This window comes from Pseudomonas sp. A25(2017), from assembly GCF_002001065.1.
GTDB lineage: Bacteria > Pseudomonadota > Gammaproteobacteria > Pseudomonadales > Pseudomonadaceae > Aquipseudomonas > Aquipseudomonas kilonensis.
This window is the reverse complement of sequence record NZ_MUOA01000044.1, coordinates 16,540-39,465: the sequence shown is the minus strand read 5'-3', so window position 1 is coordinate 39,465 and position 22,926 is coordinate 16,540. Positions and strand designations below refer to the sequence as shown.

General features: G+C 61.8%; 20 protein-coding genes. 7 read left to right on the top strand and 13 right to left on the bottom strand.

Annotation, left to right across the window (positions count from 1 at the left end; translation table 11 throughout):
* The first annotated feature begins 60 nt into the window (after positions 1-60).
* The 4 genes from B0E42_RS05255 to cmoB all read left to right on the top strand — a co-directional run bounded on the left by B0E42_RS05255 (position 61) and on the right by cmoB (position 3,036).
* A complete protein-coding gene (locus tag B0E42_RS05255; protein ID WP_018611160.1) occupies positions 61-453 on the top strand; it encodes a protease inhibitor I42 family protein in 393 nt (130 codons plus the stop codon).
* Between the two features lie 2 nt (positions 454-455).
* Complete coding sequence (locus tag B0E42_RS05250; protein ID WP_014336723.1) at positions 456-1,091, top strand: lysoplasmalogenase; 636 nt, start codon at positions 456-458, stop codon at positions 1,089-1,091.
* Positions 1,092-1,339: 248 nt separating this feature from the next.
* Positions 1,340-2,083, top strand: coding sequence for a carboxy-S-adenosyl-L-methionine synthase CmoA (gene cmoA, locus B0E42_RS05245; protein ID WP_077505893.1), 744 nt, complete (start codon positions 1,340-1,342; stop codon positions 2,081-2,083).
* A complete protein-coding gene (gene cmoB / locus B0E42_RS05240; RefSeq protein WP_077505891.1) occupies positions 2,080-3,036 on the top strand; it encodes a tRNA 5-methoxyuridine(34)/uridine 5-oxyacetic acid(34) synthase CmoB in 957 nt (318 codons plus the stop codon). The genes cmoA and cmoB overlap by 4 nt, the downstream gene beginning before the upstream one ends.
* A 172-nt stretch (positions 3,037-3,208) precedes the next feature.
* On the opposite strand, the gene tadA is transcribed toward cmoB, so the two are convergent.
* The 9 genes from tadA to B0E42_RS05195 all read right to left on the bottom strand — a co-directional run bounded on the left by tadA (position 3,209) and on the right by B0E42_RS05195 (position 13,730).
* Positions 3,209-3,706: a tRNA adenosine(34) deaminase TadA gene (gene tadA / locus B0E42_RS05235; RefSeq protein WP_053178273.1), complete on the bottom strand. Its 498-nt coding sequence runs from the start codon at positions 3,704-3,706 to the stop codon at positions 3,209-3,211.
* Positions 3,706-5,082, bottom strand: coding sequence for a multicopper oxidase family protein (locus B0E42_RS05230; RefSeq protein WP_018611169.1), 1,377 nt, complete (start codon positions 5,080-5,082; stop codon positions 3,706-3,708). The genes tadA and B0E42_RS05230 overlap by 1 nt, the downstream gene beginning before the upstream one ends.
* A gap of 198 nt (positions 5,083-5,280) precedes the next feature.
* Entirely contained in the window at positions 5,281-7,260 is a 1,980-nt protein-coding gene (locus tag B0E42_RS05225; protein WP_077505889.1) for a lipopolysaccharide assembly protein LapB, read from the bottom strand.
* 324 nt (positions 7,261-7,584) lie between these two features.
* Entirely contained in the window at positions 7,585-8,109 is a 525-nt protein-coding gene (locus B0E42_RS05220; RefSeq protein WP_053178286.1) for an AlpA family transcriptional regulator, read from the bottom strand.
* A 4-nt stretch (positions 8,110-8,113) separates the two neighbouring features.
* Complete coding sequence (locus B0E42_RS31405; protein WP_024617657.1) at positions 8,114-8,389, bottom strand: hypothetical protein; 276 nt, start codon at positions 8,387-8,389, stop codon at positions 8,114-8,116.
* Between the two features lie 534 nt (positions 8,390-8,923).
* Positions 8,924-10,501 (bottom strand): glutamine-hydrolyzing GMP synthase, encoded by a 1,578-nt coding sequence (gene guaA, locus B0E42_RS05210; protein ID WP_003198041.1) that lies wholly within the window; start codon positions 10,499-10,501, stop codon positions 8,924-8,926.
* Positions 10,502-10,580: 79 nt separating this feature from the next.
* Complete coding sequence (gene guaB, locus B0E42_RS05205; protein WP_024616424.1) at positions 10,581-12,050, bottom strand: IMP dehydrogenase; 1,470 nt, start codon at positions 12,048-12,050, stop codon at positions 10,581-10,583.
* 293 nt (positions 12,051-12,343) lie between these two features.
* On the bottom strand, positions 12,344-12,892 hold the full coding sequence (locus B0E42_RS05200; RefSeq protein ID WP_077506036.1) for a sugar ABC transporter ATPase: 549 nt from the start codon (positions 12,890-12,892) through the stop codon (positions 12,344-12,346).
* A 70-nt stretch (positions 12,893-12,962) separates the two neighbouring features.
* A complete protein-coding gene (locus B0E42_RS05195) occupies positions 12,963-13,730 on the bottom strand; it encodes a sulfite exporter TauE/SafE family protein (protein WP_077505887.1) in 768 nt (255 codons plus the stop codon).
* A 255-nt stretch (positions 13,731-13,985) separates the two neighbouring features.
* Between B0E42_RS05195 and xseA the strand changes: the two genes are divergently transcribed.
* The 3 genes from xseA (at position 13,986) to leuA (ending at position 18,328) form a co-directional block, all read left to right on the top strand.
* Positions 13,986-15,365 carry an exodeoxyribonuclease VII large subunit gene (gene xseA, locus B0E42_RS05190; protein WP_024616421.1) on the top strand — a complete coding sequence of 460 codons (1,380 nt, stop codon included), beginning with the start codon at positions 13,986-13,988 and terminating at the stop codon, positions 15,363-15,365.
* 3 nt (positions 15,366-15,368) lie between these two features.
* On the top strand, positions 15,369-16,190 hold the full coding sequence (locus B0E42_RS05185; protein ID WP_053178269.1) for a peptidoglycan DD-metalloendopeptidase family protein: 822 nt from the start codon (positions 15,369-15,371) through the stop codon (positions 16,188-16,190).
* Between the two features lie 458 nt (positions 16,191-16,648).
* Complete coding sequence (gene leuA / locus B0E42_RS05175; protein WP_024616419.1) at positions 16,649-18,328, top strand: 2-isopropylmalate synthase; 1,680 nt, start codon at positions 16,649-16,651, stop codon at positions 18,326-18,328.
* A gap of 207 nt (positions 18,329-18,535) precedes the next feature.
* On the opposite strand, the gene B0E42_RS05170 is transcribed toward leuA, so the two are convergent.
* From B0E42_RS05170 to der, 4 genes are all read right to left on the bottom strand, one after another.
* Positions 18,536-18,952, bottom strand: coding sequence for a hypothetical protein (locus tag B0E42_RS05170; protein WP_018607665.1), 417 nt, complete (start codon positions 18,950-18,952; stop codon positions 18,536-18,538).
* A gap of 68 nt (positions 18,953-19,020) precedes the next feature.
* Positions 19,021-19,812, bottom strand: coding sequence for an amidohydrolase (locus tag B0E42_RS05165; RefSeq protein WP_029866701.1), 792 nt, complete (start codon positions 19,810-19,812; stop codon positions 19,021-19,023).
* Positions 19,800-20,948, bottom strand: a complete 1,149-nt coding sequence (locus tag B0E42_RS05160) for a pyridoxal phosphate-dependent aminotransferase (RefSeq protein ID WP_024616417.1) — start codon at positions 20,946-20,948, stop codon at positions 19,800-19,802. Before B0E42_RS05160 ends, B0E42_RS05165 begins: the two co-directional genes overlap by 13 nt.
* 482 nt (positions 20,949-21,430) lie before the next feature.
* Positions 21,431-22,903 carry a ribosome biogenesis GTPase Der gene (gene der, locus B0E42_RS05155; protein WP_018607672.1) on the bottom strand — a complete coding sequence of 491 codons (1,473 nt, stop codon included), beginning with the start codon at positions 22,901-22,903 and terminating at the stop codon, positions 21,431-21,433.
* Between the last annotated feature and the right edge of the window lie 23 nt (positions 22,904-22,926).

The window sequence follows — 22,926 nt, the reverse complement described above, 5'->3', positions numbered from 1 at the left end:
ACCCAGTAGCATCTTCGGTTATGCTCGCCGTTCGTCGTGAATGCCGGAGCCACCACCCTTATGTTCCCCACCCGCCTGCTCGCCCCCCTCAGCCTCGCCCTGTTGAGTGCCTGCGCCACGCAAACCAGCAACAACGTGACCGTGGAAAAACTGAGCCAGTGCCCGGTAAGGCTCAATAACGGGCAGAACCTGATCCTGAGCTTGCCCAGCAACCCCACTACCGGTTATCGCTGGGCGATCCAGGATTCGGCCGGTGGCGTGCTCAAAGGCTTGGGGCCGGAGGTTTATCGCAACCCGGAAGACGCCGGCATCGTCGGCGCCGCGGGTGTCTCGACCTGGCGCTTCCAGGCGTTCAGCGCCGGCACCGGGCGCTTGCGCCTGACTTATCAACAGCCCTGGGCCCCGGAAGTACCGCCCGTGGAAACGTTTGACTGCGCCATTGCGGTGAACTGACCGTGGGTTGGCTGATCCTTGCACTGATGGGCGCAGCCACCTACCTGTACGGCCTGACCGTGCACGCCACGCTGTTGTGCCTGCTGGTCAAGCCCATGCCGGTCCTGGCCCTGCTCGGCTGGCTGCACGATGCGCCGCCCAGTGACTATCGGCGCTGGATCAGCCTCGGGCTGATTTTTTCGCTGGTGGGCGATGTGTTGCTGGCCTGGCCGGGGGATCTGTTCGTGTTCGGCCTCGGCGCGTTTCTGCTGGCGCACCTGGCCTACCTGAAAGCCTACCTCAGCGACTGCCGCCGCCCGGCACTGCTGCCATTGGCCCTGGCCTTGGGCATCGGCGCGGTGCTGTTGGGGATCCTGGTGTCGAACGGCCTCGGGCCGTTGCTGGTGCCGGTGATTGTCTACGGCCTGGCCATCAGCGCCATGCTCTGGCGAGCGTTGGCGCGACTGGGCACCGGCGTGCCGAAACGCTCGGCCTGGCTGGCCGCCGCCGGGGCGCTGGCGTTTGTGTTCTCCGACAGCCTGATCGGCATCAACCGGTTCGTGCAGCCCTTCCATGCCGCGCCTTACCTGATCATCGTCAGTTACTGGCTGGGCCAGTGGGGGATTACGGCGTCGGCGTTTACCCAAAAGCCACACTGAACAAAGATAAATATGGGAACAAAGCTCTGTGGGAGCAAGGATCTGTGGGAGCAAGGCTTGCCCGCGATGAAGGTACCGCGGTCTATAGCAAGACCGCATTATCGTTCATCGCGGGCAAGCCTTGCTCCCACAGAGCCCTACTCCCACAAAACCTTACTCCTACAAAGCCTTACTCCCACAAAGCTCGCTCCCACAGGTTTTTTGGTTAAAATGCCGGCCTTTTCACCACCCATGCCGCTGGAACCGCCGTGAGCAAAGATCCCGATCGCCTATTCGCCCAACCCCTGGCCCAAGTGCCGGACTTCGCCTTCAACGAGGACGTGGTGCGGGTGTTTCCGGACATGATCAAGCGTTCGGTACCGGGTTACCCGACCATTGTCGAAAACCTTGGCGTGCTCGCCGCGCAATTCGCCCAGCCGGGCAGCGTGCTCTACGACCTGGGCTCGTCCCTGGGCGCCGTGACCCAGGCCCTGCGCCGCCACGTGCGCACGGACGGTTGCCGGGTAATCGCTGTGGATAACTCGGCGGCCATGGTCGAGCGCTGCCGCGAATACCTCAACGGCCAGGACTCGATGCTCCAGGAGCTGCTGCCGGTGGAAGTGATCGAAGGCGACATCCTCGCCCTGACGTTCCAGCCGGCCTCGGTGGTGGCACTGAACTTCACCCTGCAATTCATCGCGCCGGACCAGCGCACCGCATTGTTGAGCCGCATCCGCCAGTCCCTGCTGCCGGGCGGCGCCCTGATCCTGTCGGAAAAATTGCGGTTCAACGATGCCGAGGAACACGCCCTGCTCACCGACCTGCACGTGGCGTTCAAGCGCGCCAACGGCTACAGCGAGCTGGAAATTGCCCAGAAACGCAGCGCCATCGAAAACGTCATGAAGCCCGACAGCCTCGAAGAACACCGCGAGCGCCTGCTGGCAGCCGGGTTCTCGAAAGTCGTGCCGTGGTTCCAGTGTCTTAACTTCGCCTCGTTGATTGCCCTGCCATGATTGATCTGTCCCCCCTCGCCCGCCATCTGGCCGGCACGCCCCTGGCCGAATGGGCCGCGACGCTGCAGACGCAACTCGACAGCAAGATGGAAAAGGGCCATGGCGATCTGGAGCGTTGGCAAAGCGCGCTCGATGCGCTGCCGGCCTTGCAACCCACCACGGTCGACCTGCTGAATGGTCTGACGCTCGACACCGATTGTTCCGACGAAACCCGTGCGCAAATGCGTACCGCGTTGATGGGCCTGTCGCCATGGCGCAAAGGCCCTTTCGACCTGTTTGGCGTGCACGTGGACACCGAATGGCGCTCGGACTGGAAGTGGTCACGGGTGGCCCCGCACCTGGACCTGAAAGGCAAGCGCATCCTCGATGTGGGCTGCGGCAACGGCTACTACATGTGGCGCATGCTCGGCGCCGGGGCTGACACGGTGATCGGCGTCGACCCCAATTGGCTGTTCTTCTGCCAGTTCCAGGCGGTGCAGCGCTACCTGTCGCAGCCCAACGCCTGGCATTTGCCGTTCCCCTTCGAGGCCCTGCCACCCGAGTTGGAAGGCTTCGACACCGTGTTTTCCATGGGCGTGTTCTACCACCGCCGCTCGCCGATCGAGCACCTGCTGGCCTTGAAGGACTGCCTGGTCAAGGGCGGTGAACTGGTGCTGGAAACCCTGGTGATCGAGGGCGACGAACACCAGGTGCTGGTGCCCGAGGACCGCTACGCGCAGATGCGCAACGTGTGGTTCCTGCCGTCGGTCCCGGCCCTGGAGCGCTGGCTGCGCCGCGCCGGGTTCAGCGACGTGCGTTGCGTGGACGTGAGCCTGACCACCGTAGAGGAACAGCGCAGCACCGAGTGGATGAAGTATCAGTCGCTGAGCGACTTCCTCGACCCCGCCGACCACAGCAAAACCATCGAAGGGCTGCCGGCGCCGATGCGGGCGGTGATTGTGGCGCGGAAATAACCCAGACAGCCACAAATCCCCCCTGTGGGGGCGAGCCCTTGTGGGAGCAAGGCTTGCCCGCGATGGAGGCACCGCGGTCTATAGCAAGGCCGCGTTATCGTTCATCGCGGGCAAGCCTTGCTCCCACAAAGGTTCACTCCTACAGAGGTTCGCTCCCACAGGAGATAAGTGTTTAGTCTGAGGATTTGGCTCTTCGGGCCTTGAAGAACTCACTCAGCATGGTGCTGCATTCCTCGGCCAACACCCCGCCCTCGTACATCACCCGATGGTTCAGGAAGCCCTGGTTGAAGAACTGCCCCTGGCTCTGCACGATGCCGGCCTTGGGCTCCAGGGCGCCGTAGACGACCCGGGCGATACGCGAATGGACGATCAGGCCAGCGCACATGCTGCATGGCTCCAGCGTCACATACAGCGTGCTGCCGGGCAGGCGATAGTTGCTCACCGCCTGGGCGGCGGCGCGGATGGCGACCATTTCGGCGTGGGCACTGGGGTCGTAGCCGCTGATCGGGCAGTTGAAACCGCGTCCGATGATCTCGCCGTCCTGCACCAGCACCGCGCCCACGGGCACTTCGCCCAGGGCGGCGCCTTGTGCGGCGAGGGCCAGGGCTTCGCGCATGAAGTCCTGGTCACGGCTGCGGTCGATGATCCTGGCAGGGCGAATCTGGCGCATCAAGCCACCTCGATGGCGGCCATCAGGCCGGTTTCCATGTGGTCGATCACATGGCAGTGGAACATCCACACGCCTGGATTATCCGCCACCAGCGCCACCTGCGCCCGCTCGTTCTTGCCCAGCAGGTAAGTGTCGGTGAAATACGGCACGACCTTGTGCCGGTTCGACGCAATCACCTTGAAGCTCATGCCGTGCAAGTGGATCGGGTGCTGGTACTGGGTCATGTTCTTCAATTCGAAAATGTAGCTCTGGCCTTTCTTCAGCGTGGCGATCGGCCGGTCGGCGCAGGTCTTGTCGGTGATGTCCCAGGCCTTGCCGTTGATCTGCCACAGGCTCGGTGGCTTGCCATTGTCGACATTGACCGACACCGAGCCAACCCATTCGAAATTGAAGTTGAGTTTTTCGGCATTGGCCAGGTCCGGCTCGGACACAGGATTGGGCGGCAGCGCCGGCGGCCATTGGCTCGGCGCGTCACTGTTAGGCACCGAACGCAAGGTCCCCAGGCGCACCGGGCCATTGCGCAACGACAACTCTTCGCCGGCTGGCGGTGCCTTGATCGCCAGGCAAATGCGCATGCCCGGGCCAAGCCAGTATTCCTTGCCCAACGGGCGCGGTTCGATGGGGTTGCCGTCCAGTGCATAGATCTGCGCTTCAACGCCTGGGATGTTGATGCGATACGTCAGGGTGTTGTCCAGGTTGAGCAAGCGCACCCGGGTGATCTGCCCGGCCGGCAGGTCAATCACCGCTTGCGCCACGCCGTTGATGGTCGCCAGCCGGCCAGCCGTGCCGCCACGCGCCGCTTCACGGGGAATGCTGAACGCGACGAACTCGCCCTGCTCGTCCACATGCCAGCTCTTGAGGCTCAGGGTTTGTTCGTACTTGAAACCGGTGGGCTCACGCTCTTCGATGATCAACGGCCCCACCAGCCCACGCCCGAGCTCTTCGCTGCTGTTGACGTGGGGGTGATACCAATAGCTGCCAGCGTCCGGCACGCGGAATTTGTAATCGAAATACTCGCCCGGCAGCACCGGCAATTGCGAGACATACGGCACACCGTCCATCTCCAGCGGCAAACGGATCCCGTGCCAATGAATGGTGGTGGCGACCGGCAGGTGATTGATGAAACGTACCCGCAGCCACTCACCCTGGCGCACCCGCAACTCGGTGCCCGGCGCCGAAGAGCCAAACGCCCAGGCCTGGGTCTTGTGCCCGGCCACCAGCTCGACGTCCAGCGGTGCGGCGATCAATTCATAGTCGTGACCGGCCTCGGCATCGGCGCGCTTGCCCAACCAGTACCGCGACGCACCTCCCGCCCCCACGCCAACGACAACAAGACCGGCCAGGCCACCGAGTATTTGGCGACGGGTAAAGGACATGAACGCAACCACCTATTGAATCCGCGGCGAACCGTTGGGCCCGCAAAAGGCGAATACGATACACCCGCAGATGAGAAACGGTAAGGAAAGCAAGATGAAAAAAACGTGTGGTGGTTTTTCCCAGCGTTTTCCCGATAGGAGAATAATTCGAACGATCAGCGTGCTTTTGCACCGCGTGGCGTAAAAAAAGCCGAGCGACTACTCGCTCACCCGCTCCAACCAGGCCTTGTGCGCAGCACTTGTATCGTCGGGCAGGTGGCGCAGGTAAGCCTGTAGCTCCGCCTGCATACCGAACACCTTCCATATCAACGGCGCCAAGCGCGATGCAGGGTTGCCCGCCTGCTCCAACTCGCGCAGCCACTGCAGGCTGCGCTCTTTGTATTCGGCGAGCACGTCCGACTGGTAATCGTGGGCCTTGCCCAACCCGGAGATGTACATCAGCTTGGCGACTTCCACCGTGGGCCAATGAAGAGCCATGTTCAGCGGCCAGTCGAGCATGGCACGCTCACCCCACATCGCGGATTTAGGCATGCGCCCGTTCGCCAGCAGCGTCAACATGAAGGCCTGGCCCAGCTCGGTCAGGTAGACCGGCAAGGCTTCGGCGGTGGGATGCAGGTAGAACGAATCCACGGGCGTCTCGCGCTTCAGGCCAATGCGCGCAAGCAAACGCTGCTCAAGGTCGAGTACCAGAGCACCGATGCCGGCCTTCGTCGCGCTGCCGCTTTCGGTAGTTTGCCTGGTGCGAGTCGCGCAGTCCCAGAGGCTCAGGGAAAGCTGCCATTGGGCTAGATCACCTTCACCCGAACAGCCGATCTCGCCGGTGATGAAGGACTTCATCGTCGGCGGCACGATATCGAAAAGCGCTTGGCCGTCGGCTTCACCCCCCGATAGCACCGGGCCGCCGCCTTCCACGATTTGGATATAACACGTGCCTACATGGTCGCTCCAGTAGTGCACGGCTTCGGCCAGGTAGAGAGGAATCGCGCGCGAGAAGCGCCCCAGTTCATCCTCCCGTTGCGATTCGGCGCGCTCTGCCCCGTCTGTGCTTTTGGACAGCGCGAAGAAACCGATTTGCGATGCCCCTTCCGGTTTCTGCGCGAAGAACCAATCGGCGTTGCGCAAACCGTAGTGCCAGATCGGCTGGCTCAATGCCAACGTCGCGAACTGCAGGCTTTCAGGATCCACCGGCACGCCTTGGGCGTCCTGCTTGTGCATTTGCTGGAAGGCTTGGGCAAACTGGTCGAGCTGGCTTTTGATCGGCGCAAAACCCAGGGCATACAGGCGGGCGAGCAGCGCCTCGCCTGCGGCCGCTTGGCCAAGTTCCTGATAGGCGCGCAGCAAGTTGATACCGGCCATGGGGTCGTGTTTGCGCTCATCATAGACGGGCTCGACCAGCTCGATGATCAGTGGAATCTGGCCGTTGTTACCCAAGTCGCCCGAGATCATCATCAGCGCGCTGCCGTCGAACGTACCCGCCGTCAGCACCTGCGTGTAAAACCCGCGTGCCGATTGGACGTCCTTCTGTTCCAGGCAATGACGCGCCAACCACAAGGGCGCACGCCAACTGCCGGGCAACGCAGCCACGGTACGCAGCGCCTCGAGATAACCCGCCTCGCCCCCTCGTTCCCGCTGAAGGGCCGCCCACCACAACAGGCCATTCTCTTGATTCGGGTCGGCCTGGATCGCGTGCCAAAGCGTTTCATCGGCAAGCGCCTGCTCGCCGCGCTCGCTGAAGACCTTGGCCAGGTTGGTCAGCAAGGTGCCTGTCGCGCCCACTTTCGCCATCCCGGTGCGCAGCGCGTTTTCGGCGGCATCGAGCTGGCCGTTCTCCAGCAGCACAATGCCCTGGATGACATGGCTGCGCTCGGGGTTGCTGTCGATCTCGACCAGTTGTGCCGCGGCCGGAATCAAGTCAGCGACAAAACCATCATTCAAACCCGAGATAATCAGGCTGTAGAGTTCGTCGGCAGAATTCCATTTCTCTCGCAGGTTTGGCAGGAAGACGTTGTTGCGCCACTCGTTGCGGGTGATCTGCATCTCACGACCGTAGCTGTCGTAGACCGTGATCAATTCACCCTCGTCCGGCTGGGGCGGCGGCGCATCAGCGTGCGCGGAAGAAACCGGTGTCGACGTGCTGGATTTCTTGCCGCTCAGAGCGGACAGGATGCGTTTGAACATAAGGGCAGTGACACCGTTTCTGAGTTTGTCGGCACGGTGTTCTTGGGATGGAAGTTTGCAGTCTTGTTGTGAGCGGCCGACAGCTTTGCGCATTCACGAGCAGAGAGCGACGGACAAACGTGGACAAGCCAAGAGCAACGATGGGGAAGTTGGCATTTAAGCACAATTTGAAACACGACTTTGCGCAGCGGCTAGGCACAGACACCTGGAAAACGCCTCTGCCCCTGTGGCGAGGGGATTTATCCCCGTTGGGCTGCACAGCAGCCCCCCGGAACCGTTATCGCCATGCGCCAGCTTCGGCTACTCCGTTATTCCCCAAGACTGTCACCCAACCAAAGCGTCCAACTCTTCGCAAGCCATACCAGGCAACCGTCGACCTTCTTTCGCAACGTTGACCTGCAGCGCCACTTGGGCCACATCCAACACATTCTTGGTAAGCGAATAGCTGCCCCTGGCCTGCAGCCAACCCAGAACATCTGCCAAATGCCAGATAGATGTACTGCCCTCATGCACCGGTGTCGGGAAGCTAGCTGGATGGGCCAACATCAGCTTGCGCATGTTCTGCCGAGACACACCTACGATCTCGGCAACGTCGGTCAACCCGACCAAATCAGGCGCAACCTCGATCAATTTGGCCGACGGCACCGCGCGATGGACGTCGGCCAGAGCGCTAAGCACAGCCTTGACCGCATCAGGAGCCTCGCGAGTGAACTCAAGCGCCAGACGCCCTGGCTGCCCGATGCCTACCAAGGCATCGTCGCAGCCCGCTTCTCCCAGCCGTTCGACCAGTTCATCCATGGCACAACCGTCGTCAGCAAGCTGATATTTCAAGGTAAAAATATATTCCATTGTTCTATTCCTCAGCATCGCCATCAACGTCGTGTCGGTCGCGATGCGCAGTGCAATTGTCCACAACGCGTCGCAAGGCTCGCGCATGGTTGCCAGGGCTCTTCGGCGTGCTCCATATCGAAGTGATACAGAACTCGCCACAACGGCACTCCACCTCTTTGTACGGGCAATAAACCCGCCCCCAGGCGTGACTGCCGCCAACCTCTATGCGCCAGCCATGCCCTTCGGCATGCCTAAGCGCTTCTTCAATTTCTTTCTTCGGATGCGTTGGACGAATCATCCTTGATCTCCAGTATTCGCATGACTCGCCAGGTTGTCAAATGACAACCTTACTCTTTCTTTTAAACGACAGCACTCACTACCAGCACGGACACGCTTGCCCGGGCACGGCATGGGTGCGGGGGAGATAACTTGGCTACAACAGCGTTTCGCGAGGCATGCCGGCGACGCTCCTGTTGGGTCTCGCCGTTCGATGATAAGCATTTCTCGATGCTCGTTGAGGCGGGGAATCGTAGCGAAAGGTGACTGAGCCGCCAGGTGACATTCACTTTCAGGGGAGCGACGGACAAACGTGGACAGGTCAGGAACAACGATGGGGAAATCGGTGCATAGACGGCACAAGCAGCATGGACCGCTTAACAATGTGGCGAGGGAGCTTGTCCCTCGCCACATAGGTGTTTTGCAGAACAGTCCTATCGGAAAGTTATTATCAGTCGAACGTGACCAAGCCCTGGGTTCAAACGCCAAAAGCCCGCAATTAAGCGGGCTTCAGGGTGTTTCTCGCTAATGGCTGCCGGTCAGTGCCGGCGCCCCATCATTCCCACTCAATCGTCGCCGGCGGCTTGCTCGACACGTCGTACGTCACGCGAGAAATACCTTCGATTTCATTGATGATGCGCCCGGAAACGGTTTCCAGCAGCTCGTACGGCAGGTGTGCCCAGCGCGCGGTCATGAAGTCGATGGTTTCCACGGCACGCAGGGCCACGACCCAGGCGTAACGACGGCCATCGCCGACCACGCCCACCGATTTCACCGGTTGGAACACCACGAAGGCCTGGCTGACCTTGTGGTACCAGTCGGCCTTGCGCAGTTCTTCGATGAAGATGTGGTCGGCGCGACGCAGCAGGTCGGCGTATTCCTTCTTCACTTCGCCGAGGATCCGCACGCCCAGGCCCGGGCCCGGGAATGGGTGGCGGTAGACCATGTCGTACGGCAGGCCCAGCTCAAGACCCAGGCGACGCACTTCGTCCTTGAACAGTTCGCGCAGCGGCTCGACCAGCTTGAGGTTCATCTCTTCCGGCAGGCCACCGACGTTGTGGTGGGACTTGATCACGTGGGCCTTGCCGCTCTTGGCGCCGGCCGACTCGATCACGTCGGGGTAGATGGTGCCCTGGGCCAGGTACTTGATGTTGTCCAGCTTGTTGGACTGGGCATCGAACACGTCGATGAAAGTGCGGCCGATGATCTTGCGCTTTTTCTCCGGGTCGGACTCGCCGGCCAGGTTGTTCAGGAACTGCTCTTCGGCGTTGGCGCGGATCACCTTGACGCCCATGTTCTCGGCGAACATGGCCATCACTTGCTCGCCTTCGTGCAGGCGCAGCAGGCCGTTGTCGACGAAGACGCAGGTCAGCTGGTCGCCAATGGCCTTGTGCAGCAATGCGGCAACCACCGAGGAGTCAACGCCGCCGGACAGGCCGAGCAGCACGTTGTCAGTACCGACTTGAGCACGGACTTGGGCAATGGCGTCTTCAGCGATTTTCGACGGGGTCCACAGGGCTTCACACTCGCAGATGTCGAGGATGAAGCGCGACAGGATGCGGCCGCCCTGCTTGGTGTGGGTCACTTCAGGGTGGAACTGCACGCCGTAGTAACGGCGATCATCGTTGAACATGCCGGCAATCGGGCAGCTCGGGGTGCTGGCCAGGATGTGGAAGTCTTCCGGCATCCTGGTGACCTTGTCACCGTGGCTCATCCACACGTCCAGGCCGAACAGGCCGTCGGCGTCGACGTGGTCCTCGATGCCGTCCAACAGGCGGCTCTTGCCGACTACGTCAACGCGGGCATAACCGAACTCACGCAGGTCCGAACCTTCGACCTTGCCGCCCAGTTGTTCAGCCATGGTCTGCATGCCGTAGCAGATACCGAAGACGGGCACGCCCAGGTCGAACACGGCTTGCGGGCAGCGCGGGCTGTCGGCTTCGTGCACGGACTCGGGGCCGCCGGCGAGGATGACGCCTTTAGGCGCGAATTCGCGAATCGCTTCGTCATCCATGTCGAACGGATGCAATTCGCAGTACACGCCGATTTCACGCACGCGGCGGGCGATCAGCTGGGTGTACTGGGAACCGAAGTCGAGGATCAGGATGCGGTGAGCGTGAATGTCGAGGGCCATGACTCATTCTCATGTAGTGAATCAGAAACAACTCGGGGCTGAATGAACAGCCCCGGTGATTAACGTTTTGCTGGAGGCCTTAACCTACGCGGTAGTTCGGCGCTTCCTTGGTGATCTGCACGTCGTGGACATGGGACTCGGCCATGCCAGCGCCGGTGATACGCACGAATTCAGGCTTGGTGCGCATCTCTTCGATGTTGGCGCTGCCGGTGTAGCCCATGGAAGAACGCAGGCCGCCCATCAGTTGATGGATGATGGCGCTCAGGGTGCCTTTGTACGGCACGCGACCTTCGATGCCTTCCGGCACCAGCTTCTCGGCACCCGCGGAGGAGTCCTGGAAGTAACGGTCGGAAGAGCCCTGGGCCTGGGACATGGCGCCCAGCGAACCCATGCCGCGATAAGCCTTGTAGCTACGGCCCTGGAACAGCTCGATCTCGCCCGGTGCTTCTTCGGTACCGGCAAACATCGAACCCATCATCACGCAGGAGGCACCGGCTACGATGGCCTTGGACAGGTCACCGGAGAAGCGGATACCGCCGTCGGCGATCAACGGCACGCCGGTGCCTTCAAGGGCGGCGGCGACGTTGGCGATGGCGCTGATCTGCGGCACGCCGACACCGGCAACGATACGGGTGGTGCAGATCGAGCCAGGGCCGATACCGACCTTGACCGCGTCGGCGCCGGCTTCGGCCAGGGCCTTGGCGGCAGCGCCGGTGGCGATGTTGCCGCCGATCACCTGCACTTCAGGGAAGTTCTGCTTGACCCAGCGAACGCGGTCGATCACGCCTTTGGAGTGGCCGTGGGCGGTGTCGACCACCACCACGTCAACACCGGCACTGACCAGGGCGGCGACACGGTCACCGGTGTCCTTGCCGGTGCCGACCGCAGCGCCGACGCGCAGACGACCTTGGTCGTCCTTGCTGGCCAGCGGGTAGGCCTTGGCTTTTTCGATGTCGTTGACGGTCATCATGCCCTTGAGGGCGAATTTGTCGTCGACGATCAGCACGCGCTCGATGCGGTGCTTGTGCAGCAACTCGCGGACTTCGTCCTTGTTGGTGCCTTCCTTGACCGTGACCAGGCGCTCTTTAGGCGTCATCACTTGGCGGACGGTGGCATCCAGGCGGTTCTCGAAACGCACGTCGCGGGAGGTGACGATGCCGACCAGGTCGCCATCGTGCAGCACCGGAACGCCGGAGATGTTGTGCATGCGGGTCAGTTCGAACAGATCCCGGACCGTGGCGTCAGCCTCGATGGTAATCGGATCCTTGACCACGCCAGCCTCGAACCGCTTGACCTTGCGCACTTCGGCGGCCTGCTGTTCGATGGTCATGTTCTTGTGGATGATACCGATACCGCCTTCCTGGGCCATGGCAATGGCCAGACGGGCTTCGGTCACGGTGTCCATGGCGGCGGAAACCAGGGGGATATTCAGTTCGATGCCACGGGTGAGACGGGTTTTGAGACTGACTTCGTTAGGCAGTACTTCGGAATAACCGGGCACTAGGAGAATGTCGTCGAAGGTCAGAGCTTCTTGGCTGATACGCAGCATCGCGGGGGCTCCCGAGCGGGAAAATGGAAGCGCGCCATTATACTCATGGACCCCGTCTGGCTCAATGTAAAACTCTGTCTATTATTGCCGGGCTGATTGACGGGCTAAAACCAACAATTCTTGTTGTACACCAAACCCTGTGGCGAGGGGATTTATCCCCGCTGGGGCGCGAAGCGGCCCTAAACCCAGACCATGCGGTACATCTGGCAGATTGAGTCGACTGCTTGGGGACTGCTGCGCAGCCCAGCGGGGATAAATCCCCTCGCCACAAAAGCATCCTGTGGTGTACCTATCTACAACTCCACCTTCACCCAACTCACCGGCTGGTCGAGCCAATCGGCGAATTCATCGAGAAAGTCCTGCTTGAACCCCGCCTCCAGCCAATTGTTGAAGATGAACCCCAGGTTGGAAAAGCCGCAGGGCTGCAGGAACAGGAAGCCGTTGATGTCATCTTCATGGCCGCATTCGGGGCAGGTGAAGTTGTCGGTGCGCGCCGGCATCCAGTCTTCCAGGCTTTCGAACAGCGCTTCGCCGACTTCCTTGCGGCACTCGGCGCAACCGGCTTCTTCGAGAAAGCCCTTGGCCGGCGTATAGATGCAGCGCTTGGTGATGATCTCCAGGCCATTGATCGCCTCACCGAACGGCAAGGCTTCGGGGTGCATGACCACGTCGCGGGCACCGGAGGCGATGGCGTGGGCCATGCGACTGCCGGTGCGCCCGCAGGTGGTCAGTTGTTCTTCGACGATATTCTTGCGCACCAGCCAGCGCACGATCGCCCGGGCCCGAGGCTCGTGGACCGGCAGGGTGGAAATTTTCGGAACGATGATGCTTTGCGAGTTCATGGCGAGGCCTGGCTGTTTCCCTGGCAGGGTCTGATCAAAGGCCGGCAGCTTAATCCCTGGCGGGGCCAGGTCAAGCACTCAGGTAGCGCCCGATCAACGCAAGACCGCTGGCAAGCACCAGCCAGGTGACCAGCCGCACGAATGCCTCTCGCGACATCTTCATGGTCAAGCGACGCCCTACCCACAACCCCAGCGCCATGGCCGGCAACAAACACAGCGCCAGTACCAACAAGGGTAGCTCGGCATACACCCCGGCCACGATAAACAGGCTCAGGCGCACCACGGTGCTGCAACTGATCAGGGCACTTTGCGTGGCTCGGGCCGCGTCCTTGGGCAAGCGACTGTTCAGATAGATGGCATATAAAAAGCCGCCACTGCCAAACAACGCGCCGAACATCCCGCCCACCGTGCCCATCGGAAACGCCCACCGCGCTGACAACTGCGTCGGCCGGGTTTTTATCAACAGGCTGTAGATCGCATAGCAACTGATGAACACCCCCATCAACAGCAACAACAGGTCGGACTTGAGGTTGAGCAGGAAAATCACCCCGAGGGTGCAACCCAGTGCCATGCACGGCAGCAACCGCAGCAGCTCCGGCCGGGACACATCTCGGCGCGAGGGCAGCAAGTTGCCGAAGGCCGCGACGAAATCGAGCAAGACCAGCAGCGGGACGATTTTCGACAGCGGCATGAACAGCAGCAGGATGGGCGCGGCCACCAGCGCCGTGCCGAACCCGGCAATGCCGAACACGATGTAGGCCAGGGCAATGGCCGAGCCGATCACCAGCCATTCCATGGGGGCGAAGGCCCATTGGCCCAGCCATGGGAGAAGATTCATCCGGCACTTCCTTGATGAGGAGAGCGGGGACTTTAGCCAGAGGTCGGGGGCATATCCAGCATTTGTGGTGACAGACCTAGCGCCTTCGCGAGCAAGCCCGCTCCCACAGGGGATATCGGCGATTTCAAGATTGATGCTGTACCTGTGGGAGCGGGCTTGCTCGCGAAGGCGGCGACTCGGTCTGACAGGCAGTGCACAGGAGGAGTTATCTGTACACATGGAGATTCCCCTGCGAATCCCCTTATCATGCCGCCCATGATTAAAGATCCCTTTGCCCGACTGGGCCTGGACCGTGAGGTCCTGACTGTCAGCCAGCTCAACGGCCGTGCGCGGGTGTTGCTTGAAGACGTGTTCAGCAACATCTGGGTCGAGGGCGAAATCTCCAACCTCGCCCGCCCCGCCTCCGGCCATGTGTATTTCACCCTCAAGGACAGTGGCGCCCAGGTGCGTTGCGCGCTGTTCCGGCAGAATGCCGCGCGGGTGCGCCAGGCCTTGAAGGACGGGCTGGCGGTGAAAGTGCGCGGCAAGGTCTCGCTGTTCGAAGGCCGTGGCGACTATCAATTGATCCTCGACACCGTCGAGCCGGCCGGCGATGGCGCCCTGCGCCTGGCCTTCGACGCCCTGAAGGAAAAGCTCAGCGCCGAAGGCCTGTTCAGTGCCGAGCGCAAAGTGCCGCTGCCGGCCCATCCGCAACGCATCGGCATCATCAGCTCGCCCACCGGCGCGGTGATCCGCGACATCATCAGCGTGTTCCGCCGGCGCGCGCCGCAGATTGCCCTGACGCTGATCCCCACCGCCGTGCAAGGCCGCGAAGCCACCGCGCAAATCGTCCGCGCCCTGAAACTGGCCGATGCCCGTGGTTTCGACGCGTTGATCCTGGCCCGGGGCGGTGGTTCGCTGGAAGACTTGTGGTGCTTCAACGAAGAAGCCGTGGCCCGGGCGGTGGATGCCTGCGTCACGCCGATCGTCAGCGCCGTGGGCCATGAAACCGACGTGTCCATCAGCGATTTCGTCGCCGACGTCCGCGCCCCGACCCCGTCCGCCGCCGCCGAACTGCTGGCGCCGGATGCCGGCGACCTGGTGCGTCGGGTCGAAAGCCTGCATCGCCGACTGGTGATGCGCATGCGTGACCGGCTGATGCGCGATCAGCTGCGCCTCGAAGGCCTCACCCGACGCCTGCGCCACCCCGGCGAACGCCTGCGCCAGCAAGCCCAGCGCCTCGACGACCTGGACATGCGCATGCGCCGGGCGTTCGAACGCAGCCTCAATACCCGCCGCGAACGCCTGATCCGCCTGGAAACCCGCCTGGCCGGGCAACATCCGGGCCGGCAACTGGCCTTGCTGCGCCAGCGCCTGGACAGCCTGGCCGAACGCCTGCCCCGGGCCATGCGCGAAGGCCTCAAGACGCGCCGCGTGCAATTGCACAACCAGATGCAGACGCTGCACATCGTCAGCCCCCTGGCGACCCTTGGCCGGGGCTACAGCATTTTGCTCGACGAACGCGGCCAGGCGATCCGCAGTGCCGGGCAAACCCAGACCGGCCAGCGCCTGACCGCCAAGCTCGGCGAAGGCGAATTGCTGGTGCGGGTCGAAGACAATCACCTGACGCCGGTCACCCTTTCTTTACTGGATTGATTCATGCCGCGATATCTCGCCCCTTTGCTCTTGCTGTGCCTGACCTTCAACGCCCACGCCGACAGTTACATCACCCGCCTGCTGAACAAACCGGTGCCCGGCGGCGTGGCCGTGGTGGACCTGGGCAGCGCCGCCAAGGCACCGAAAGCCAGTTACCAGGGCAAGCCGGTGCTGGTGGTCAAGGAACAGGAAAACTGGCTGGCGATTGTCGGCATCCCGCTGACGGTGCAGCCCGGCACGCAACAGATCAGCAGTGGCGGCGGCACCCAGCCGTTCGTGGTCGGCTACAAGAAGTACCCCGAGCAACACATCACCCTGAAGAACAAGCGCCAGGTCAACCCGAACCCGGCGGACCTCAAACGCATCGAGGCCGAACTGGCGGTGCAACTGAAGGCCTACCGCAGCTTCAGCCCGAACATCCCCAGCAACCTGTTGCTGGACAAACCGGTCAACGGCCCGCTGTCGAGCAAGTTCGGCGTGCGCCGCTTCTTCAACGGCGAAGAACGCAACCCCCACGCCGGCCTGGACTTCGCCGTGCCCGCCGGCACGCCGATCAAGACCCCGGCCGCCGGCAAGGTGATCCTCACCGGCAATTACTTCTTCAATGGCAACACCGTGTTCGTCGACCATGGCCAAGGTTTCATCAGCATGTTCTGCCACATGTCGAAGATCGACGTGAAGGTCGGCCAGCAACTGGCCCGGGGCACCGTGGTGGGCAAGGTCGGCGCCACCGGCCGGGCGACCGGACCGCACATGCACTGGAACATCAGCCTGAACGATGCGCGGGTGGATCCGGCGATTTTTATCGGCGCTTTCCAACCCTGAGTATTTTGCGGTGAGGCCACTGGCCTCTTCGCGAGCAAGCCCGCTCCCACAGGTACAGCGTTGATTCTGAAATCATCCACATTCCCCTGTGGGAGCGGGCTTGCTCGCGAAAGGGCCAGCGGCATCGCAACTCTTCGCCATGGATTGCCGAGTGACAAGCATCGACGCAATAAAACTACAAATACCTGATAGTCACGCGATTAAATCTCGCAAACCCGCCTAAAAGCAGAACTTCTCTCAATTTTTTCCGACTGCTTGCGATCCTCTCCCCACGCGGTTAGGGTTGAGGGCATGAAAACCTCTCACACCCTCATTCAGCTTCGCCAGCACCGCAGCCTGTGCCTCGTCAGCGCACGACTGCCGGGCTGAATCGCGGCACCTCGTCCCGGCTGTGAAGCCACCCCCATCGAACCACCGGCAGGCCGCCTTTTTCCGGCCACGACATTAAGGATTTCCCCATGAGCATGCTCAAAGACCCGTCTTCCAAATACCGTGCCTTCCCGACCATCAACCTGCCGGATCGCACCTGGCCGTCGAAGACCATCACCGCCGCGCCGATCTGGTGCAGCTCCGACCTGCGCGACGGCAACCAGTCGCTGATCGAGCCGATGGACGCGGTCAAGAAGCTGCGCTTCTGGAAAACCCTGGTCGCGGTGGGCGTGAAGGAAATCGAAGCCTCGTTCCCAGCCGCTTCGCAAACCGACTTCGACTTCGTGCGTACCCTCATCGAAGAAGGTCACATCCCGGACGACACCACCATCCAGGTGCTGACCCAGGCCCGTGAAGACCTGATCGCCCGTACGTTCGAATCCCTGCGCGGCGCGAAAAAAGCCATCGTCCACCTGTACAACGCCACCTGCCCGTCGTTCCGCCGCATCGTGTTCAACCAGGACAAGGAAGGCGTGAAGGAAATCGCGGTGAACGCGGCCAAGCTGTTCGTCAAATACGCCGCGCAGCAGCCGGAAACCCAGTGGCAGTTCGAGTATTCGCCAGAGACTTTCAGCGCCACTGAGCTGGAATTCGCCAAGGAAGTCTGCGACGCGGTGATCGAAGTCTGGAACCCGACGCCCGAGCGCAAGGTGATCCTCAACCTGCCGGCCACCGTGGAAGTCGCCACGCCGAACATCTACGCCGACCAGATCGAGTGGTTCCACCGCAACATCACCCGTCGTGACAGCGTGCTGATCAGCCTGCACACCCACAACGACCGTGGCACCGGCGTGGCCGCTACCGAGCTGGGCCTGATGGCCGGCGCCGACCGTGTCGAAGGCTGCCTGTTCGGCAACGGCGAACGCACCGGTAACGTCGACCTGGTGACCGTGGCGCTGAACCTCTACACCCAGGGCATCAACCCCGGGCTGGACTTCTCCGACATCGACGGCGTGCGCAAAGTGGTCGAGGAATGCAACCAGATCCCGGTGCACCCGCGTCATCCGTACGTTGGCGACCTGGTCCACACCGCGTTCTCCGGCTCGCACCAGGACGCCATCCGCAAGGGCTTCGCCCAGCAGAAATCGGACGGTCTGTGGGAAGTGCCATACCTGCCGATCGACCCGGCCGACATCGGCCGCAGCTACGAGGCGGTGATTCGCGTCAACAGCCAGTCGGGCAAGGGCGGCATCGCCTACCTGCTGGAACAGGAATACGGCATCAGCCTGCCGCGTCGCATGCAGATCGAATTCAGCCAGGTGGTACAGCGCGAAACCGATCGCCTGGGCCTGGAAATGACGGCCCAGCAGATCCACGCCTTGCTGCAGCGTGAATACCTGCAAGCCAACACTCCGTACGCGCTGGTCAGCCATCGCCTGCAGGAAGAAAACGGCAACAGCGCCGTGGAAGTGGAAGTGGCGAGCAAGGGCCAGGGCGAGACCAACCTGCACTGGCGCGGCAAGGGCAACGGCGCGCTGGAAGCGCTGGTGGCCGGCCTGCCAATTCCGGTGGAGATCATGGACTACAACGAACACGCCATCGGCGCCGGCACCAATGCCAAGGCGGCGGCGTACATCGAACTGCGGGTCAACGGCGAGCGTGCGGTGCACGGCGTGGGCATCGATGAAAACATCACCACGGCCAGCTTCAAGGCGCTGTTCAGTGCACTGAACCGGTCGCTGAGCCAGCCGGAAGCCAAGGCGGCCTGATCGGTCGCTGAAAAATCAAAAAGGCCCCGAGGTGTGAACCCTGGGGCCTTTTTTATTCGGCTTGATTTTGGGGTGGCTGTTCCGACCTCTTCGCGAGCAAGCCCGCTCCCACAATGGATCTGCGGCGGACACAAACTCTGTGTCTGGCAGAAATCTCCTGTGGGAGCGGGCTTGCTCGCGAAGGGGCCCTACTAGACGACCGAGATGTCAGGCATGGGTATCGATCGAGATGGTCATCGCCTGCAGCAACGATGCCCGCAGGGTTTGCAATGTCGCCTGGGTGCCCATGATCTGGGTCTGGAGGGCCATGGCCTGCTGGGCTTTCTGCTCTTCGCTGGCCTGGCTCTTCTGCACGCGGGCCAGTTGGGCCTGCTGCTGGGCCAATAGTTTTTCGGCCTGCTCGATCTGCTTCTTCAACTGTTCGATGATGCTGCCACCCGCCTCGGCACCCGCACCGGCGACGTTTGCGCCACGGGTATCGACCTGCAGTGTCTTGTCTTTGTCGTCATCGGTTTCAGTCGAGGCGACAGGGCTGACCGCTTTTTCCTCTTCCGCCCCCTTGATAGAGACTTTAGGGGCCGACGTCGGGTACGGGTTGACGGTGGTTGCGCTGATACTGGTCATAGGGACTTCTCCTTGGCTGACCGGTTATCGGCACGCAACACCGTTCCTGAAGGGTTGAAACGTTTCAGTTAGATGAATTCGAACGAGTCGGCATCCAGGTTCGCCGGAAACCGCGTGCGATACGCCGCCAGGTCCGCTGCGTTCAAGCACACCTTGAACACACCATCCGCCTCACCGGCGCTGAGCAAGCTCTCGCCCTGGAAATCCAATACCTGGCTGTCACCGGTATAGGCGAAGCCCTTGCCGTCGGTGCCAACACGGTTTACCGCCGCCACGTAGCACAGGTTCTCGATCGCCCGGGCCGGCAACAGCCGGTTCCAATGCTGACGCCGCGCCCCGGGCCAGTTGGCGGTGTACAGCAGCAGGTCGGTGTCCTCGGCATCGCGGCTCCAGACCGGGAAGCGTAGGTCGTAGCAAATCAACGGACGAATCCGCCAGCCCCTGAGCTCGAACAGCACCTGTCGCTCACCCGGGGTGTAGTGGTTGTGCTCCCCCGCCATGCGAAACAGATGGCGCTTGTCGTAATGCAGCACTTCTCCATCCGGCCGCGCCCAAAGCAGGCGATTGCGATGGCTGCCGTCAGCGGCCTGGATGATCACACTGCCGGTAATCACTGCGTCCAGCTTCGCCGCCTGGGCCTTCAGCCATTGGCGCGTCGGGCCGTTCTCCGGCTCCGCCAGGGTCTCGGATTCCATGGAGAAACCCGTGGTGAACATTTCCGGGAGGATGATCAAATCGGCCCCGCGTGCCTGCTCCAGCAACGCTTCGAAATGTTCCAGGTTGGCCCGGCGGTCGTGCCAGGCCAGGGTGGTCTGGACCAGGGCAATGTCGAGGTCCGGCAATGTGCTCAAATCACGCATAGCTTTTGCGCTGCTTCGCGCAGCGTCTCCTCACGTTTGGCAAAGCACAGGCGCACCAGGCGCTGGCCTTGTGGTGGGTGCTGGTAGAACACCGAGATCGGAATCGTCGCCACGCCATGCTCGCGGGTCATCCACACCGCCATGTCGACGTCATTCAGGTCCGGGCGAATCTGCGAATAGTCCACCAACTGGAAATAAGTACCGGTCACGCGCTTGAAGCTGAACCGCGATGGGGCCAGCAGATCGCAGAACAGGTCGCGCTTGGCCTGGTAGAAGTCCGGCAGTTCATCGACATGTTCCGGATGCTCGGCCATGTAATCAGCCAGGGCGTACTGCAACGGCGTCACGCCGCAGAAGCTGACGTACTGGTGCACCTTGCGCAGTTCCGCCGTCAAGGCCGCTGGCGCCACCACGTAGCCGGTTTTCCAGCCGGTGACGTGGTAGGTCTTGCCGAACGAACTGACCACGAAGGCGCGGCGGTACAGCTCTTCATGGGCCAGGACACTGGCGTGGGCGACGCCGTCGAACACCAGGTGTTCGTAGACCTCGTCGCTGACCAGGTAGATGTCACGGTCGCGAATCAGCGTCGCCAATTGATCCAGTTCGGCGCGGCTGATCAGGGCGCCGCTGGGATTGTGTGGCGAGTTGAGGATGATCATGCGCGTACGCGGGCTCAGGGCTTCGCCGAGTTTCTCGAAGTCGATGGCGAAGTCATCCAGGCCCAACGGCACGTGCACGCAACGCCCACCGGCCAATAGCACGGCAGGCTCGTAGCTGTCGTAGCTGGGGTCGAAGACGATCACTTCGTCGCCGCTGTGGACCACCGCCGCAATGGCACAGAAAATCGCCTGGGTCGCGCCAGGGGTCACGGTGACTTCCTGATCGGCATCGACGTTGACGCCATAGCTGCGGGCGATCTTTGCCGCGATCTGCTGGCGCAGGGCGGGTAAACCGGTCATGGGTGAGTATTGGTTATGACCTTGGGCAATGTGCCGGCCGACCGCATCGCGCAGGGCCTGCGGACCATCGAAATCGGGAAAACCCTGGGACAGGTTCAGCGCGCCCGTCTGCGCGGCGAGCTGGGACATCTGGGTGAAAATCGTGATGCCGACATTCGGCAACTTGCTGGTGATCATGAAGGGTCCCTGCTCTGCACCCGGCTCTGGTGCGGCGCGGGAGAGCTCGAGAATAGCCCAATCGCCGGGCATGAAAAAGGGTGCCGCCCAGGGCACCCTTCTCATGCTGAAGACTCATGCCCTGTGGGAGCCAGAACTGTGGTAAGCAAGACTGTGGGAGCAAGGCCTGTGGGAGCCAGAGCTGTGGTAAGCAAGACTGTGGGAGCAAGGCTTGCCCGCGATGGCCGCGCCGCGGTGTAACAGCTAAACCGCGTTATCGTTCATCGCGGGCAAGCCTTGCTCCCACAGTTTCACAGTTTCACAGTTTCACAGCTTCACAGCTTCACAGCTTCACAGCTTCACAGCTTCACAGCTTCACAGCTTCACAGCTTCACAGCTTCACAGCTTCACAGCTTCACAGCTTCACAGCTTCACAGCTTCACAGCTTCACAGCTTCACAGCTTCACAGCTTCACAGCCTCACAGTCCCAGATCCAGACTGGATCAGCGCTTGTCGCGGCGTTTCTTGTCGGCCTTCTTGTGGTGCGACATCAAGCGGCGCTTCTTGTTGACCTGGCGGTCGGTGAGCGTGTTCTTGTTGCCTTCGTACGGGTTCTCGCCGCCCTTGAACTCGATGCGGATCGGCGTGCCGACCAGCTTCAGGACGCGACGGTAGGTGTTCTCCAGGTAACGAACGTACGACTTGGGCACCTTCTCGATCTGATTACCGTGGATCACGATAATCGGCGGGTTGGCACCGCCCAAGTGGGCGTAGCGCAGCTTGATCCGACGGTTGTTGACCATCGGTGGCGCGTGCTCGCCGACCGCATCTTCGAGGATCTGGGTGAGGCGGTTGGTCGGCCAACGGGTCACCGCCGACTTGAACGAGTTCTGCACCGAAGCGTAGAGGTTGCCCACGCCCGTGCCGTGCAGGGCCGAGATGAAGTGGATGTCGGCGAAGTCGACAAAGAACAGTCGGCGCTGCAATTCGATCTTGACGAAATCCCGTTCGCTCGGCGTCATGCCGTCCCACTTGTTGATCGCGATGACCAGCGCACGACCGGCTTCCAGGGCGAAGCCCAGCAGGTTGAGGTCGTGATCGACCACGCCTTCGCGGGCGTCCATCACGAAGATCACCACGTTGGCGTCTTTGATCGCCTGCAGGGTCTTGACCACGGAGAACTTTTCAACTTCTTCGTGGATCTTGCCGCGCTTGCGCACACCGGCGGTGTCGATCAGCGTGTACTTCTCTTCGTTACGCTCGAAGGGAATGTAGATGCTGTCGCGGGTGGTGCCGGGCTGGTCATAGACGATGACCCGGTCTTCACCGAGCATGCGGTTGACCAACGTCGACTTGCCCACGTTCGGGCGGCCGATGATGGCGATCTTGATCCCGTCTTTTTCGCTCGGGCCCGGAATGCGCTTGGCTTCCTCGCCTTCGGCAACGATCTCTTCCTCGCCCTCTTCCGGTTCTTCTGCGTCGTCCTTGGGGAAATCAGCCAGGGCGATTTCCAGCATCTGGGTGATGCCACGACCGTGGGCGCCGGCGATCGGAATCGCCTGGCCCATGCCCAACGGGGCGAACTCGGCGCGGGCCATGTCCGGGTCGATGTTGTCGACCTTGTTGGCGACCACGTAGGAACGCTTGTTACGCTTGCGCAAATGCTCGGCGATCATCTGGTCGGCGGCGGTAAAACCGGCCTTGGCGTCTACCAGGAACAGCACCACATCGGCTTCTTCAATGGCGAGCAGCGACTGCTCGGCCATTTTTTCGTCCATGCCGTGTTCATCACCGGAGATGCCGCCGGTGTCGACCAGAATATAGGTACGCCCTTGCCACTTGGCCTCACCGTATTGGCGATCACGGGTCAGACCGGACAAGTCGCCGACAATGGCGTCGCGAGTCCTGGTCAGGCGGTTGAACAAGGTGGACTTGCCGACGTTCGGTCGGCCCACCAGGGCGATTACGGGAACCATGCGGCTCTCCACTTCGTTATTTC